Annotated in this window: 17 protein-coding genes; 5 read left to right on the forward strand and 12 right to left on the reverse strand. The window is 42.6% G+C overall.

What is annotated here, in order from left to right:
* Both ACH2DQ_RS20880 and ACH2DQ_RS20885 read right to left on the reverse strand, forming a co-directional pair.
* On the reverse strand, positions 1-1432 hold a 1432-nt coding region (locus tag ACH2DQ_RS20880), incomplete at its 3' end, for an NTF2-like N-terminal transpeptidase domain-containing protein (RefSeq protein ID WP_395028178.1).
* Positions 1433-1805: 373 nt separating this feature from the next.
* Positions 1806-2144: a GIY-YIG nuclease family protein gene (locus tag ACH2DQ_RS20885; RefSeq protein ID WP_394910848.1), complete on the reverse strand. Its 339-nt coding sequence runs from the start codon at positions 2142-2144 to the stop codon at positions 1806-1808.
* A 315-nt stretch (positions 2145-2459) separates the two neighbouring features.
* Here ACH2DQ_RS20885 and ACH2DQ_RS20890 point away from each other — a divergent pair, with 315 nt between their 5' ends.
* The 5 genes from ACH2DQ_RS20890 (at position 2460) to ACH2DQ_RS20910 (ending at position 6428) form a co-directional block, all read left to right on the forward strand.
* Positions 2460-2765 carry a hypothetical protein gene (locus ACH2DQ_RS20890; protein WP_395028180.1) on the forward strand — a complete coding sequence of 102 codons (306 nt, stop codon included), beginning with the start codon at positions 2460-2462 and terminating at the stop codon, positions 2763-2765.
* A gap of 17 nt (positions 2766-2782) precedes the next feature.
* Complete coding sequence (locus ACH2DQ_RS20895; protein WP_395028182.1) at positions 2783-3346, forward strand: hypothetical protein; 564 nt, start codon at positions 2783-2785, stop codon at positions 3344-3346.
* 154 nt (positions 3347-3500) lie between these two features.
* Positions 3501-4358 carry a DUF6612 family protein gene (locus ACH2DQ_RS20900; RefSeq protein ID WP_394910718.1) on the forward strand — a complete coding sequence of 286 codons (858 nt, stop codon included), beginning with the start codon at positions 3501-3503 and terminating at the stop codon, positions 4356-4358.
* A 564-nt stretch (positions 4359-4922) separates the two neighbouring features.
* Positions 4923-5252, forward strand: coding sequence for a hypothetical protein (locus ACH2DQ_RS20905; RefSeq protein WP_394910719.1), 330 nt, complete (start codon positions 4923-4925; stop codon positions 5250-5252).
* 717 nt (positions 5253-5969) lie between these two features.
* Positions 5970-6428 (forward strand): hypothetical protein, encoded by a 459-nt coding sequence (locus ACH2DQ_RS20910; RefSeq protein ID WP_395028185.1) that lies wholly within the window; start codon positions 5970-5972, stop codon positions 6426-6428.
* A 229-nt stretch (positions 6429-6657) separates the two neighbouring features.
* On the opposite strand, the gene ACH2DQ_RS20915 is transcribed toward ACH2DQ_RS20910, so the two are convergent.
* The 10 genes from ACH2DQ_RS20915 to ACH2DQ_RS20960 all read right to left on the reverse strand — a co-directional run.
* Positions 6658-8358: a sulfate adenylyltransferase subunit 1 gene (locus ACH2DQ_RS20915; protein ID WP_394910721.1), complete on the reverse strand. Its 1701-nt coding sequence runs from the start codon at positions 8356-8358 to the stop codon at positions 6658-6660.
* Positions 8358-9269 (reverse strand): sulfate adenylyltransferase subunit CysD, encoded by a 912-nt coding sequence (gene cysD, locus ACH2DQ_RS20920; protein WP_394910722.1) that lies wholly within the window; start codon positions 9267-9269, stop codon positions 8358-8360. Before cysD ends, ACH2DQ_RS20915 begins: the two co-directional genes overlap by 1 nt.
* Positions 9270-9407: 138 nt before the next feature.
* Entirely contained in the window at positions 9408-9722 is a 315-nt protein-coding gene (locus ACH2DQ_RS20925; RefSeq protein WP_394910723.1) for a ferredoxin family protein, read from the reverse strand.
* Positions 9706-11415: an adenylyl-sulfate reductase subunit alpha gene (locus ACH2DQ_RS20930; RefSeq protein ID WP_394910724.1), complete on the reverse strand. Its 1710-nt coding sequence runs from the start codon at positions 11413-11415 to the stop codon at positions 9706-9708. The genes ACH2DQ_RS20925 and ACH2DQ_RS20930 overlap by 17 nt, the downstream gene beginning before the upstream one ends.
* Positions 11416-11526: 111 nt before the next feature.
* The gene (locus ACH2DQ_RS20935) at positions 11527-12588 is read right to left on the reverse strand and encodes a sulfate/molybdate ABC transporter ATP-binding protein (protein WP_394910725.1); all 1062 of its coding nucleotides are present in this window, start codon (positions 12586-12588) and stop codon (positions 11527-11529) included.
* Complete coding sequence (gene cysW, locus ACH2DQ_RS20940) at positions 12588-13412, reverse strand: sulfate ABC transporter permease subunit CysW (RefSeq protein ID WP_394910726.1); 825 nt, start codon at positions 13410-13412, stop codon at positions 12588-12590. Before cysW ends, ACH2DQ_RS20935 begins: the two co-directional genes overlap by 1 nt.
* 13 nt (positions 13413-13425) lie before the next feature.
* Entirely contained in the window at positions 13426-14253 is an 828-nt protein-coding gene (gene cysT, locus ACH2DQ_RS20945) for a sulfate ABC transporter permease subunit CysT (RefSeq protein ID WP_394910849.1), read from the reverse strand.
* A gap of 74 nt (positions 14254-14327) precedes the next feature.
* On the reverse strand, positions 14328-15341 hold the full coding sequence (locus ACH2DQ_RS20950; protein ID WP_394910850.1) for a sulfate ABC transporter substrate-binding protein: 1014 nt from the start codon (positions 15339-15341) through the stop codon (positions 14328-14330).
* A gap of 249 nt (positions 15342-15590) precedes the next feature.
* Positions 15591-15746, reverse strand: a complete 156-nt coding sequence (locus ACH2DQ_RS20955; protein ID WP_395028189.1) for a DUF2292 domain-containing protein — start codon at positions 15744-15746, stop codon at positions 15591-15593.
* A gap of 405 nt (positions 15747-16151) precedes the next feature.
* On the reverse strand, positions 16152-16921 hold a 770-nt coding region (locus ACH2DQ_RS20960), incomplete at its 5' end, for an MATE family efflux transporter (protein WP_395028191.1).

A 16921-nucleotide genomic window follows, 5' to 3' on the forward strand; every position in this document is an offset into this window, starting at 1 on the left:
CCTTCTGCCAGCTCAGTCCTTCATTTCCAAAATCCTCATCTGGGTCAATTGCCCCCGTTTCCAGTCCTATACCTGCAATAACCGGTTTAAAAGATGAACCAGGGCAAATTGCCTGTCGGAACCTGTTATACAAAGGGTTTCTTTTATCCTCGTTTAACGCCTTCCATTTTGCATCAGTCATTCCTTTGATAAAATCATTGCTGTCATAAGACGGCGTACTGACAAGGGCAAGTACCTCACCGGTAAAGGGATTCATTGCAACCGAACAGCTCTTGTCATCTTTAAATTGCTGATACAGACTTTCCTGCAGCCCGGCATCAATGGTCAGCCTTATATCCTGCCCATCTTTTTTCGGTATAGCTGCAATCACAGCTTTTGTATTCCCATTCTCATTTTCTATAACAATCTCATATCCGTCCTGTCCTTTTAACTCTTTTTCATACAGTCCTTCCATTCCGCTTTTTCCAATTACACTGTTCTCACTATACCCTTCATTTGGATGTTGTTCCAGATCTTCTGCCGTTACATTCTGTACATATCCCGTCAAATGGGATGCCCCCGCACCAAGAGGATAGCTTCTCACAACGGTATCGGATATCATAACACCGGGAATCGTAATCAATTCGTCCTGAACAGCCTTATTCTCCAAAACGGTATCCGACAGATTGCCGGACATCAGGTCTGTTTCCTGCACCTTATCCAGCACGGCAATGGGTACCAGCGAATCTCCTTTTACCCAGGTTGCATCCAGTTTTGTTTTAATGGATTCCACAGAAGTCTCCAGCAGTTTTGCCAGCCTGACCAGATCATTTTCCCCATCTTCACTCATCTTACCGGGTACCAGACCTACGGATGCAGCTGTTCCTTCCCCGGCAAGCATAGATCCGTTTCTGTCCGTAATCTCACCCCGCCTGCTTTCCACCACAGACACCCTTACCTTATCTTTTGCTGTCAGCTCAGGATGAATCAGGCTGTCGCTCCACTCCAGCACATATCCCCTGTCCTGCTCCCTGGTAAAAACCGCCTGGTTCTCAAACTGCACCTCTCCGGCAGCGCTGTTCATGGTTTGCTGAAAATTCACCGTCACTTGTCCCTTCTCTGCCGTCAAATCCAGTATGCTGACCCTGATATCCTCTGCTTCCATCCCCTGATAAATTTTTTGGTTCCTGTCCGTAAAATATTTTTCGGAATAATTCCCTTTGCTCTGTTCGCTGATCATACTATACATGGTTTGATATTCTGATTTCTCAATACATGACATATATTTCTGCAGGAGTTTATCCGGCTCTTCCTCCTTGCCGGTTAATTGCTTTAAAATAGATCCTGATTGGTCCGTTTTCTGTAATTTCAGATACAGAAATCCCGCTGTGATAATCAGTCCAACCAAAACAACTGCTAACAATGCTATGATTACAATATTCTTTTTCTTCATTTCATATCCTCCTGAGGTATGTTATAAAATTGTTTTCTGACACGCTCTAGAAAACTACTCTCTTGTGTTCCATCCGCACGTAACTTAAAAACGCTCTTTCATTCAACTTTTATTACAAATGTAATATTTAACCGCAAAAATTTTATTTCTATATATTACATCTGTAGTATTTTAAAGTCAAGTACTTTTCTATTTTCCCATAAATTTCATAGCCAAAAATAATCCGCAAATGTCGTCATGACTCTCTGAATACTCCAAGTTTCCTTTGTCCAATTGAAAAGCAGATTTAGCTTAACCGCCAAACCTGCCATATTCATATCTGCATCATAATTTAAATTTCCAATACCCCTGTTTTCATTCAGGGCTTCTCTTTTCATCTCCAGATTTTTTTCGCCCCGGGATCTTCCGCCATGCATCTTTCCCGCAGCGCCTCAAGTTCAGCCGTATGATCTTCACCCGTGTCTTCATATTTCAGAATTTTAAGAACTGAACATTCAAAACCATCCATGCCATATTTATTCCACAGACCCTGCAGCACCTTGTTGGGGTGTCCATCTGATGACAGCTTAAAGCAGGCACTGTTCAAGTCCGCTTTCGTATCTTTAGAAATCCCTAAAAAAGCTTCACCCGTGGCTTTGCAGCAAAGAGATATTACACCCATTTCGGGCAGCCGGTTTTTATACTCCTCCAGAAGCTGCTTTTTTCTTATCATATCCACAATTAATCACCTCTTTTTTTCATTGTACAACAATACCATTAAGAAGGCAATCTACGCTCCGTAGACTCCTTAAGCCCGTTTGAAAATCCTTCCCACCATCTGCACATCTGTGAAGAGTGTGCTTACCGTCTATCCGAAACCCGTTCAAAACAAGTATAAAAACTGCATTTCAATACACGGATGATCCAGATGAATAAAAATGATCTATAATATGGTCATGTTCTTATAATGAAGCATAATTAGAACAAAAAAATTGCGTGTTAGCTCTGGAAACTGTTGTAAAACACGCTCTAAATCAAAGGAGAGATAATGAAAAAGAACTTATGGAAATACGGCTGTGCATTCATAACTGGGAGTATCCTCATTCTAAGCACTGCAGGATGCAGCAAGGTAACTGCGGAATCACTGATGACATCTATATCGGAAAACATGGCAGAAGAAAATGATTATAAAATTGATATGTCCGGTAATCTAAAAGGCAGCGGTTCAATGAGCGGGATTACGCTGGATGTCCAGGCAGGTATGGATATGGAGATCCAACTCAATGCAGAACCACAGAAAATTTATGCAGATGGTACTGTTTTTTTAAAGCCATGGGCGTGGAGCAAAAATTAGATATTGGAGCATACTTTATGAAAGAAGGTACCGATGAAACCATTCATTTTAAAATCGGCGATACAGACTGGAAAAAATTTTCCACAGCTGATCTGGGAAATCGCCCCCAGCCTCTTATCTACAAAGAATTTGATGAACTGACAAGTAATTTAGAACTGGAAGACCAGACAACAGAGCAGGAAGGTGTCGAATGCTATAAACTAAATGGTAAACTGAATAGTAACGCGCTGGAAGAAATGATGAATTCCGTATCTGATACTCCCGATGCTCCGTTTAATATTTATAAAGATATTAACTGGGAGGAAATCGATATTCCCATCGTCTATTATATCTCTAAAAAAGAGAAACTTCCTGTAAAAATAAGTTTTGAACTTAAATCTTTACTTTTGGGATTGACAAAGACTTTTGATACAAAGGGAGAAATGAACATTAACTGCGATAACTTTACATTAGATTTCGTATATAGTTCATTCGGGGAAGTTGGAGAAATTCCCCTTCCTCAGGATATAGATTCATCCACCGAAAAAAACACAGAGGAAATGGTCTCAGAATCAGAAACTGCTATACCAAAAGTATTTTAAAAATAATGCCATTGGCTCATTTTGTAACATAAAATATGCATTTCAATACATTCCCGGTCCGGTCACAAATAAATCATATATAATGGTTATCATGTGTTCTTTCTGTCTAAAGAATACAATCACCCATTTATAGGGAAAGACAAAGGAGAAAAGTATGAAAAAGAAATTAGTAACTTATAGCTGTGCTATATTGGGAAGCGGTATTTTGATTTTTAATATGACAGGATGTGGTAAAGTAACATCAGACTCACTTCTAAAATCCATGTCACAGAATATGTCAAAAGAAGAAAACTATAAAATGGATATGCTCATGGACTTGAAAGCCAGTGGCACTGTTCAGGGGATGTCAGTGGATATCAACATGAATATGGACATGGGCATGAAAATAAACACAAATCCTGAGATTGCTCATGCCGAAGGCAATATGACAATGGAAATGCTGGGTATGAACCAATCATCACCATTAGAAGTATACACGGTAAAAGAAGGTGACAACACCATTTCCTACTCAAAAACCGGTGAGGAAGGCTGGACAAAAGAAGTCCAGGCTGACCTGAATAAAAATCTCAACGCCTATGATTTTAAAGAGTTTGAGAAGCTGGCAGCAAATCTGGAACTGGAAAAAAATACAACTGACCTGGAAAGTGTTGAATGCTATGCCTTAAAAGGCGTTCTGGACGGTGAAGCTCTGAGTACCATACTGGATTCCACATTAAGTGCCATGAATGATTCTGCTGATATCATGGGTGATGTCAATTGGGCTGAAATTAAAATACCGGTAGAATTCTACATTGCTAAAAAAGATTCTATGCCGGTAAAAATGTCACTGGATCTGCAGTCCATGATGCTGGAAGTTATGAAATCAGCAGGTGCACAGGAGGAAGTAGAATTTGCTTGTGATAAATGTACCTTTGAGCTTAAGTTTGGCTCATTTGGAGAAGTAGAAACCATCACACTTCCGGATGACGTAAAAAATGCTGCTGTAGAAAAAGCAACAGACAGCGCAGCATAAAGTGTGATCGAAAATTGCTTTCTGACAAATAATAATCTGTTGATTTAAAGTGTTCATTTTCTGTTATCAATGCCTGGAATACAGTTGCATCAGTCTGTATTCCAGGCGCTTTTCTTATTTTGTTACCGAAAAACAGCATTTTAATACAAACATGCACTGGCTGTTTTTAATTCGTGTATAATAGTCTTTGCTTAGTATTACATGATTCCCATCCCGCAGCTCCCACAAGCTGCGGCGGGTACTCCCAAATATTCCATCTTTTCAAATTCTATCGGATTTTATTAACATAGAACCCAGGTCTACATCCAGAGAGAAAGGACTCCTCACACATCTATGGAACAAACAAATTCCTCCCCTACAGGCAGATTTACAAGTTATCTGATATTTATATTCTTTATTGCGATCCTAATAGTCGCCTTTAGCCATGATCTCGTCATACAAATATTTATCCGGCAGCAAATAGAGATCCCATATGTAGAAACGGATTATTACAACCGGAGCCGCATATCAAATCTGCATTTATACGAACATATATCATTCATCAGCCTGCTCCCGGCCGCTTTTATGCTTGAACGCAAAAATATGTTCCTGGAACTTCTGCTATATGGGATTTCCTTTTGCGTAATATTGCTATTGATTCAGAATCCCAGTCCGTATATCGATGAGCGGATCAGTGACGCAGTCCTGCGCATGCAGTGCTATAGCCAGTTGCAATTAACCATATTTATCGTTTTTGTATTGACTCTGTTCTTTTGGATCACCACCAGATTGTTTTTAAAGAATCCTCTTTTAGAAGAGGGTACCGTCAATATGACCAAACGAATCATCATTCTCGCTGTTATGTGCATGATGTGGATCTCCCCGCTTTTAGTTCCATTTTTTGTGATCCCATAAAATAAATGATCCCTTAAGTGTTGATATTTGTATCATCATTAGTATTATCATATATATTTTCAGAAGTGTTTTTATAAATTTTTTCAGAAATAATTTCAGAAGTATTTTCAGAAGTGTTTTGAGAAGATTACCAATGTTGCCAGAATAAATCAGGAAATGATTGCACTCATTTCCCAAAATGATAGATTTATGCGCTTTTTGTATCTCACTTACCATAAAATACCGCTATTCTCCCCGATTTTTAAAATTTATCACATAAATTCATCATTTCAGTACAAGTCTGATCAAAACAAATACAATTACTGTATAATGAATTATGCTTAGTATTATACAGATCCCACCGCAGTAACCACACGCTGCAGTGGGATTCTCCCCTTAATCTATATCAATCTATAATATATGTAACTCACTTGTCTCTTTCCCACTAAAACAACTTGTAAATCAAAAAATAATAAACTATAATAATATTAATAAATTAGCACTATACAACAGACGCTAAAACATTCCATACCAAAAAACTTACCTTTTAATACAAACCTGCACAAAACACCCTGACAATCGTTTATAATGAACCCGAATTTCGTTATTCATAAATGTCTGCTCCGCAGCTTCCTCCAACTCTGCGGAGTAACTCCATTTTGCCTGGCTCCGGGGATTTACTCCGGAGCCGGTATTTCATAAAGCTTAAAATCTGCTTATAATTTCCAGGAGGTTCCCGTGAAATTTAATCCCCAAAAACTACTGACAAAAGAAAATTGTTCCCAGAATAGAATCCAGTATTTTGCTGCTGCATTTATAAAACAATATTCCTGTAAAGGAAATTTTGATTTTACTATCCAAAGCCTTACTGTTCTGGATCAAACGATCAAATCTATGCCGCCATACGCAAAATTCAATCCGGCTTCCCGTGAAACTACAAAGGTTTTATTTGGATGCTATATTCTGGAGACGGCCAGACGCTCTTTCGGCGGAAGATATAAGTGGTGGGAAATAAAAGAATTGCCTATACTCATTTCCGGTGAACCGGAAAATGCCATCGGACTTACACCATTTGATAAGGTATTGGAGCGAATGGTTTCTGAAAAAACCGAAACCATCCCCGAATACTTTCAGAAATATGTAAGAATGATGGAGAAAGCAAAGACTATGAGCCGGCTCACCTTCATTATCTACTAACTCTGTCTACTCACATCAATTGATAACACAAAAACTGCATTTCAGTACATAGAGCAACAAAAACACCCATTCATTATATATAATGAAGGAGCAATAAACTTCTTTATCATTTTAACTCTGTTTACAGAGAACTCTCTTTTCAAATACCCCGGAGCCAGCCAACCTCCGGGGTATTTCATTCTCTTATACCAGTACGTGTTTGAAAAATGCTTGAATTTTCAAACAGGCTCTAAATCACCCAGAAATTATCATGAAAAATAATTCTGCGGTAAGCTCCAAAATCCATCCAGCGATTTGAAAACTCCGCCAGGCTTACCTCTTTTTCCAATTCCCATGCTTTTAAAAATGCTGACATTTCATCACTGCTGTGCACCTGTATTTCGAATCCCCTGCCGTTTAAAACAGGCACACCGCTATATTGGAATTCTTTCAGCGGCTGTATTTGTACTACCCTGCCGCCGCGAATGTGTATTGCAGTCTGATCACGGAGTACACATACGTCAAAATCTTCCGGGTATGAATAACTTTCCCCTTCTAATGGTATTTTGTCGCCAACGGTATATACCTGCTGTACCTCTCTGCTTTTCATAACTGACAGGCTTTCCAGATTGTAATAATACTCTTCAAATATATCACCTCTCGCCCGAAGAGTTCCATAGACAAAGGTACTGTCCCGCTCCCCTTCTTCTCCTGTTCCGCCCAGTTCTTCTACTACACCGCAGGCAGAAGTCATATTCGTTATCCGGTCTATCAGTATCAGTTCTCCAAGGGTTTTATGCCTGTGGAACAAATCAATTACGACTGGTTCTGTCAAAACAATTTTGCAGCGGGCGATTTCATTTTTTACCAAAGTCTCTGCCGCTAAATGTTCCCCGGTATTTACATCTATTTTATAGGAAACCTCTTTTATCACTCCCGGTATCAGCTTTGTTCCCGTCTTAACCAGAAATTCTTTGCCGGGGACCAGTCTGGTATCGTCCATCCACAGGAGGCTTGCCGTAAATTGTTTAACCGGTTTTAAGTCGGTGCCTTTTGTCAGCACGCAGCCCCTGGAGACATCTACTTCCCGGTCCAGTTGAATGGTCACCGCCTGGCCTTGGAACGCCTTTAAAGTCTCCCGGTCTCCCACAAAGATACGCTTTACTACCGCACGCTGTGCACTGGGCAGCGTAACCAGTTCCTCTCCTGCTTCGATTACACCGGATTCAATCTGCCCCTGAAATCCCCGGAAGGTATGATCCGGGCGGCACACCCTTTGTACCGGAAGTACAAATCCCTGTTCCGATGATTCGGCTACATCCGTTTGTTCCAGGCAGGTAAGGAGATCCGGTCCTGTATACCATGGTGTATTTTTCGATTTTTGCGTTACGTTATCCCCTTCCGTTGCAGATACCGGGATAGAGATGATCTGTTCCAGACGGAGTTCTTTCTGCAGATCCTGTAATTCCCCTTCAATTTCCAGAAACCGCTTCTTGTCGTATCCCACGAGATCCATTTTATTTACCGCAAATACAAATGAGCGGATGCCCATCAGCGAGCAGATTCTGGCATGGCGCCTGGTCTGTACCAGCACTCCCTGTTTAGCATCCACCAGAATTACTGCCAGGTCGGCAAATGACGCACCTACTGCCATATTCCTGGTATATTCCTCATGCCCCGGAGTATCTGCCACAATAAAACTTCTATGATCCGTTGTAAAATAGCGGTATGCTGCATCAATTGTGATTCCCTGTTCCCGCTCCGCCATTAATCCGTCCAGGAGCAGGGAATAATCAATTTCTCCCCCGCGGCTGCCTATTTTGCTGTCCAGTTCCAGCGCTTTTTCCTGATCTGCATATAACAGCTTCGCATCATATAAAATATGTCCGATCAAAGTTGATTTTCCATCATCCACGCTTCCGCAGGTAATAAATTTTAATAATCCTTTCATTAGAAATAGCCCTCCCTCTTTCTTCTCTCCATGCTGCCTGCCTCTTCTTTGTCAATCACACGGGTGGTACGTTCCGATGAGACTGCACTTAACGTTTCAGCGATAATTTCATCCAGCGTTGCCGCTGTAGATTCACATCCGCCTGTAAGGGGATAGCATCCCAGGGTTCGGAACCGTACACTTTTATGCTGGACTTCTTCTCCAGGAAACAATTTTAACCGGTCATCATCCACCATGATCAAATTCCCATCCCTTTCAATTACCGGACGTTCTGCTGCAAAATATAACGGTACAATGTCAATATTTTCTCTCTTGATATACTGCCAGATGTCCTTTTCCGTCCAGTTGGAAATAGGGAATACCCGCATACTTTCTCCCTTATGGATTTTTGTATTATACAATTTCCACATCTCCGGGCGCTGGTTCTTGGGGTCCCAGGCATGTGCTTCATTTCGAAATGAAAAGATTCTCTCTTTCGCTCTGGCTTTTTCCTCATCCCGGCGTCCGCCGCCAAACGCAGCTGTAAAACCAAATTTCGTAAGTGCCTGTTTTAAAGCCTGGGTCTTCATTATATCCGTATACGCCGCTCCGTGGTCAAAAGGGTTGATCCCCTGGCGGATTCCCTCTTCATTGCTGTATACCAGCATTTCAATGCCCAATTCCTTTGCTTTTCTGTCACGGAATGTAATCATTTCATGAAACTTCCATGTGGTATCGATATGTAAAAATGGGAACGGGGGTTTCTGTGGATAAAATGCTTTTAATGCCAGATGCAGCATTACGGAACTGTCCTTTCCTATGGAGTACAGCATTACCGGCTTCTCACACTCTGCCGCCACCTCCCTGATAATATAGATTGCCTCTGCTTCCAGTTCATCTAAATGCGATAATTCATTTCTTAATTCCTGCATATTTATACCCTTTGCATATTGCAGGCCTGCCTGCAATACTGCCACATTAATCAGGTTGAAAGAAGCTCATCGTGGCTTCCTTTCTATAACATAATTTTCTTTCAACCTTATACCCCTGCATACCGCTGACGGGTCTTATCAATATTGATTCGCATCCTTTTTATTGACTTCAATTCTTACCGTCGTACCATCTGTCTTTTCTACTTTCCAGCAAAGCAGATTACCTTTTTCCTCCACCGAGAGGCGGCCTCCTTTTCCACCTATATCCGCCCCCAGATAAAGGGAAATTGCGTTTACTGGACACTCTTTTACACAGGAGGCACAGCCCCAGCAGTCTTTTGGGTAAGCAATATACGCTTTCTCTTCCTGATCCGCCTTCAATAAACTGCCCGGACATACCTTACGGCATTTTCCGCATCCCACGCATACTTCCCTGTTAATCATGATGCTCATACTGCTCCCTCCTTCCTGTCAGCTTCCGGTATAGGATTTTGATTTTGCCATCCTCCATACGAGAATTTACAAACTTCAACCATTTCGGATCTCTACCCGGATAATCCAGATTTTCATTAAAACTGTTCCACCTGGTCTCTTTGCGGGCTCTAAGATGCGCAATCAGAGTGAGGCAGACTACCAGCCGCTCTTTCAGTTCATATATAAACATCACTTCATGCATATTATCGGCAGACAGATTTTCAGCCAATACCTGAAGTTCTTTTATTTTATTTTCAGCCAGGTCCAGTTGTCTTACATTGTACTGATAATGGCTGGAAATGCCGCCTGCGTAAGTATCCATAATCTTCTGCATGGCGTCTTCCAGCTGTTCGGTGGAATAAAGACCTGGTTTTTTCTCCAGTATTTTCCGGATTTCTTCTGATTTATCCCGGCATATCTGATCCAATAAAGAGTCCTTGTTTTCCGGTGATACGTCTTCGGCTTTTCTTTTTTCCAAATCTTCCAGAATTGCATGAGCTGCAAGGAAGCCTTCCGCCAAAGCTCCGGTTACGTATTTTTGAGGGCATCCTCCTGCTGCATCTCCGGCTGCATATAACCCTTTGATGGTCGTTCTGCGTTTGGTATCCACCCAATATCCGCTTGCCGTGTGTCCACCTACAATATAGGGTTCCGTCCCTTCAATTTCCACATCCGCAGCACTTGGCGGTCTGCCGTCCTCCAGCCATTTCAGCGTTTGGGAAGGTGCCATATTCAGATACGCCTTCATAAGATCCAGATCCTTATCTCTGGCAATCCCGGTAGTCCTGAGGTAACAGGGGCCCCTTCCCGCGAGATTTTCTTTTACGGTTCCGTATACCCGCTGTGAAGTAGAGATCCCATATTTCTCCTCGTATACTTCTCCCCTGGCATTCACCTGTTTTGCCCCTGCACCTTGGGCAATTGTCCCGGTTGGAGCGATTGTGTCTTTGCAGCGGAGTGCAATAAAACGCATCTCAAAAGTTGTCATCTCCGCTCCGGCGCGAATCCCACAGGCATATCCGCCTCCGGTATTAAATGGCGGATACCACATCTTATGTCTTGAGAATCCGGGATTATTGGGACGGTACAGCCCTGCTGCTCCTCCGGTTGCACAGAGAACGGCTTTTGCCTCGATCACATAGATCACCGGTTCATCCACCCCGATCCCTACTGCCCCCAGAATTTTATGATCCTTCATGATATAGTCAATGACGGACACCTGGTTCAGCACCTGCACATCCTTTAATCCCTCCACCGCCTCAGCCAGAAGAGGCTTTATATTTTCTCCATTAATTTTAATATTGCGTTTTCCCCGGGTGACATACTCTCCATTTTCATCTTTCAGAATTACAAGTCCCAGGGACTCCATATGTGCGGTTACTGCGTTCAACTGCCCGGACATGGTGAGCAGCAGATCTTCCCTAACGATTCCATTTGCATCGTTCTTAGCATAATCAACGTAATCATCGGGCGTCATCCCCTTTGTAATATAGGCGTTGAGTGCATTCACTCCCGCTGCAAGGCATCCGCTTCTCTTAATATTAGCCTTTTCAGCTATCAGGACAGATGCATCACTCTCCTGCCGTATCGTTAATGCAGCGTAACATCCGGCTGTTCCGCCTCCAATAATCAAAATGTCACTTTTCTGTCTTCGTATCTGTAAATCTTCCATAATTATCCCCCCTGCCTGCTATACTGCCACAATAAAACAGTTTGAAAGTATCACTCCGCGGCTTCCTTCTATAATCATAATTTTCTTTCAACCTGATACCTCCTGCATCCGCTATAGATAAATCAGATTACTTTCCTGAAGATTCTGATTTTCCACCAGCCTTGCGCTGTGTTCATCGAATTCATACAGCTTATAGATCAAAACACTTACCTCATCTCCCGGTTTCAGCATTTCCTTCTCCAGAGGCCAGTTTGCTGTGAGTGCCAGATCTCCCACCAGAACCCGTATCTCCTGATAACTGCCGCGAAAGGAACTTTCACACACAATGCCGTCTTCACAGGCATGAACAAACTGCTTCATCTTTCCCCGCTTTGCAATTTTGATAAATTCCGGACGTATGACTGCTTTATAGAACGCCCTGCCCGTATCAAAGCCTTTTAGCTTTCCGTAATTCTCCAAAACTGCAGATTCCCCCACAAACTGCGCCACAAAAGGCGTAGCCGGGTGCCGGTAAATTTCGTCCGGCGTTCCCATCTGCTCTACTCTGCCACGGTTGGTAATAATAATGTCATCTGCGACCTCTACCGCCTCATCCTGATCATGGGTAACAAAAATACTGGTAATTCCCACTGTGTTAATCATCTCTTTTAACCAGCTCCGCAGTTCCTTGCGCACCTTTGCATCAATTGCAGCAAACGGTTCATCCAACAGCAGGAGCTGAGGATTGGGTGCAAGTGCTCTGGCAAATGCCACACGCTGCCTCTGGCCTCCTGATAATTGATGGGGATACCGTTTTTCCAGGCCATCCAGGCCGATCAGATGCACCAGTTCCATAACGCGGCTGTGTATCTTTTCTTTCTTCTGCTTTTTGATCCGCAGCCCAAATGCAATATTGTCAAAGACCGTCATGTAGCGGAACAACGCATAGCTTTGAAATACAAATCCAATCCCCCGCTTACTGGGCTCCTGGTCATTTACCCGTATTCCGTCAATGAATATATCCCCTGTATCAGGCGTTTCCAGTCCTGCTATCATGCGCAGAATCGTTGTCTTCCCGCTTCCGCTGGGTCCAAGAAGGCCCGCCATTCTTCCCTTTTCAATGCCAAAACTAACCTGGTCGGATGCCGTATAAGCTCCAAACGCCTTTTGAATATTTTTTAATTCCACATACATCAGCGGCCACCTCCTTTTTTCCCTTTATATTCAACCAGATTTCTTAAAATCAGTATCACAACTGCAAGCAACACCAAAATGGTGGATACTGCAAATGCCTGTGTGAACTTAAATTCGTTGTATAAAATTTCCACATGCAGAGGCAATGTATTGGTTTTCCCTCTCAGATGTCCCGAGATAACAGATACTGCCCCAAACTCCCCTACTGCTCTGGCTGTACATAAGATGATTCCATACAGCAAAGCCCATTTAATATGTGGAAAAGTAATCTTTCGAAAAATCGTAAAACCACCCGCCCCCATAAGTGCTGCCGCTTCTTCCTCATCGGTTCCCTGAGCATTCAGCACCGGTATCAACTCCCTGGAAATAAAGGGAAAGGTGACAAAAACCGTAGCCAGTATAATACCTGGAATGGCAAATACTATTTTAATGTCCGCCATCTGCAGCAGCGGATATGCCCACCCGATTCTGCCAAAAGTCATAGAAAGCACCAATCCTGCGATAACCGGCGATATGGCAAATGGAATGTCAATCAGGGTTGTTAAAAACTTTTTTCCCCGAAAATGGTACTTGGTCACTGCCCAGGCTGCAAAAATACCGAACAGTGTATTCACCACTACCGCAGCCCCCGTTGCCTTTAATGTAAGGAAAAAGGCTTTCATTGTATACACATCCGTAACCGCCTTTGTATAAGCTTCCCATCCGCTTCGCAATGCTTCTTTTACAATGACCAGCAGCGGCAGGATCAGCAGTACGGTTAAAAAGACAAGGCTGATTCCGATCAGTACAATTCTTGTAACCCGGTTTTCCTGTTTTACTTTCATGTCTGCTCTCCTCCTATTCCCCTGAGAATTTTCCGGCATAAATCTGTACCGAGTTAATCAATAATAAGATTAAAAATGATATCAGAAGCATTACCAGTGCAATAGCTGTGGCTCCTTCATAATCAAATTGTTCCAGTTTCCCCATAATCAGTAATGGGGCAATTTCTGTTTTATATGGAATATTTCCGGCAATAAATACCACGCTGCCATACTCTCCAATCGCTCTGGCAAAAGCCAGACCAAAACCGGTGAGAAGTGCCGGTGTGATTTCCGGAAGGATGACCCGGAAAAAAGTCACCGCTCTTCCTGCTCCCAGCATCGCAGCCGCCTCTTCATACTGACCATCTAACTTTTCCAGCACCGGCTGAATTGACCTTACAATAAATGGTATCCCGATAAAAATCATAGCTATGGTAATTCCAATTCGGGTATATGCAATTTTAATGCCAGCCTTTGCAAACAGTTCCCCAATCCAGCCATTGTCAGCATACAGTGTCGTTAATGCTATACCGGCTACTGCTGTGGGAATCGCAAATGGCAGTTCAATTAATCCGTCCACAATTCGTTTTAACGGAAATTCATATCTTACCAGAACCCAGGCAAGCACCACTCCGAAAAAACTATTGACCAGCGCTGCAATAAATGCACACAGAAAGCTCACTTTATAACCGTCTAATATTCTTCTGTCCGTGACAATGTTCACAAATTCGGTAAATCCCAGACCGGATGCACTCACCACGATGGAGGCCAATGGAATGATTACGATCAAACCAAGCAACGCCAATGTGATACCCATAGTAAGCCCGAATCCAGGTATTACTCTTTTTGGTCTTTGTTTCATTTTCATATATTTTCCTTTCTGCGATCTGCTGCTACGCTGTTTCCTGACTCATTCCTGCCCGGATAGGGAACCGGCTAATTTTCTTCATAGATCTGGTCAAAGATACCGCCGTCATCAAAATGCTTCTTCTGAACCGCTTCCCAGCCGCCAAAAATCTTATCATCTATGGTGACCAGATTCATTTTCAGATTAAACTGCTCACTATATTGTGATGCTACTTTTTCATCTACCGGACGATAATAGTTTTCGGCTGCAATCCGCTGGCCTTCTTCTGAATAGAGGTATTCCAGGTATGCACGGGCAGCCTTTTCCGTTCCTCTTTCCTTCACTGTCTGGTCTACCACCGCCACCGGAGGCTCTGCCTTAATACTGATATCCGGTGTAACTAATTCGTAATCATCCGGGTGCTCCTCCATTGCCAGAAATGCTTCATTCTCCCAGGCGATCAGGACATCTCCCTGCCCATTTTCCACAAATGTTGTAGTTGCGCCCCTGGCTCCCGAGTCTAAAACCAGTACATTCTTATATAGCTTTTTCATATAGGATTTCACCTTTTCCTCATCTCCCTGGCTGGTTTGTTCTGCATAAGCCCATGCCGCCAGATAATTCCATCTGGCTCCACCTGAAGTCTTGGGATTTGGTGTAATGATCTTTATATCCGTTTTCACCAGATCCTGCCATCCGCTTATCTCCTTTGGATTTCCCTTTCTTACCAGGAACACAATCGTGGACGTATAAGGCGCGCTGTTATCCGGCAATTTGCTCTGCCAGCCTTCCTGAATCAGTCCTGCTTCCTGAATTGCCGTAATATCCGCTGCCAGGGCAAGCGTCACCACATCTGCCTCATTGCCTTCCATTACCGATCTTGCCTGCTTTCCGGAACCACCATGGGATTGGGTAATCTCTACTTCCTGCCCCGTTTTTTCTTTCCAGTATTTTGCAAAAGCCTCATTGTAACTTTCATACAGTTCCCTGGTTGGATCATAGGATACATTTGTAAGCTCGATTTTTTGTGTATTGGTTTCTTTAGCATCTGCGGTTACATCCTTTTGACATCCTGTCAACACCGTTGCTGCTAACACAAGCATTGTGAATGATACCGCCAGACCAAACTTTCTTCCTCTTACTGCTGCGACACTTTTCTTCACTTTTTTCATAATTAATCTCCTTTATATATCGCTCGTGGCAATATTGCCTTTTGGCTTACTTCCTTTTTTAATTCAAACATTTTATATCCCAACAACAAAAAACCGGAGACTCCGAAAAACAATCTTTTCGAAACCTCCAGTTGACTGGTCAGTTTATTTTAATGCTGCGCACAGTTTTGTGCTGAACAATTACAATCTTTCTTTTACATTTTTTTCAAGCTGTACGATCCTGCCATCCTGAATGATCACTGTAACAGCCCCATACTGCACCGACTGAATCGCCTGTATCACTTTTGATATATCATCCCTCTGTCCGTAAGAATCCACTTTCTTCTTTTCCATCATCCACCTCTTAACTTTCATATGCAAATACTACCGGTTACCTGACAGGAACAACATCGGCACATTCGTGCTTCTTCTATGTATATTTGATTTAGGTTTCTTTGAATATTCATGTGAATTCTCCTTTCATATTTTTCTTATCCTATATATCCTATTAACTATATCGAATAAGTATGATATGTTATTAGCTATTATATCCTGAATTTTACATTTGTCAAGTGTTTTTTTAATTTATGCATGTCCAAAATACAAATAGGGTCCAGTCCCTCTGTGAGAGGGCTGACCGCCTATTCCGTTATAGCAGCACCTATTTGTATTCTATCAGACATACATTCAAATAGCATCTTATTTTTATATAAATGCACTTCATCTTATTGCTATCAGCATTTGTATCATTTCTGTACCCTGTCATCCCATTTCCTTAACTTTTCTCAGATATTTCCCGCCTTTCACTCTATATACAAAGCAAATCGACCGGAAAAGCCAGTCTACAGCCATGGCTGCCCATACCCCAAATAGCCCCATTTCAAAATACATTCCCAGCAGATAGCTGAACCCTACCCGGAAGATCCACATAGAACCAATGGATACCACCATTGTGTATGGGGCATCAAATGAAGCCCGCAGTACATTTGGAAGTGAAAATGCCACTGGCCAGAGAAGCGCCGCACAGACACTGTGAAATATGACAATCTGTTTTGCCATTCCAGAAGCTTCCGCTGATACCTGGTACATCCCAACAATGGGACCAGCCATTAAAATGATGGCGGTATTCAGAAATGCCATAAACAGATAGGCATACTTAATCAGCTTAACGGTGTAACGCCTGGCTTCGTCATAAGCTCCGGCTCCCACAGACTGTCCCACCACAGTAATCAGCGCTGTTCCCACTGCAGATGCCGGAATAACTGCACATCCGGCAACCACCCCCACAATAGCGTTGGCAGCAATTGCCGCCGTGCCAAACCCGGCAACCAGACTTTGTACCAGAATCTTCCCGATCTGGAAAATGCAGTTATCAAGTCCGGTAGGGATGCCAATGCGCAGAATATCTTTGATAATTCCCGGTTGAAATCCCAGGCGAAAACGTCTTTCATAATTAATGTCTTTCTTCTGGTCATGAAGTATAACCAGCATAATCACAGCACCTGCAGCCCTTGACAATAACGTTGAAAATG

It is taken from the genome of Robinsoniella sp., from assembly GCF_034124845.1.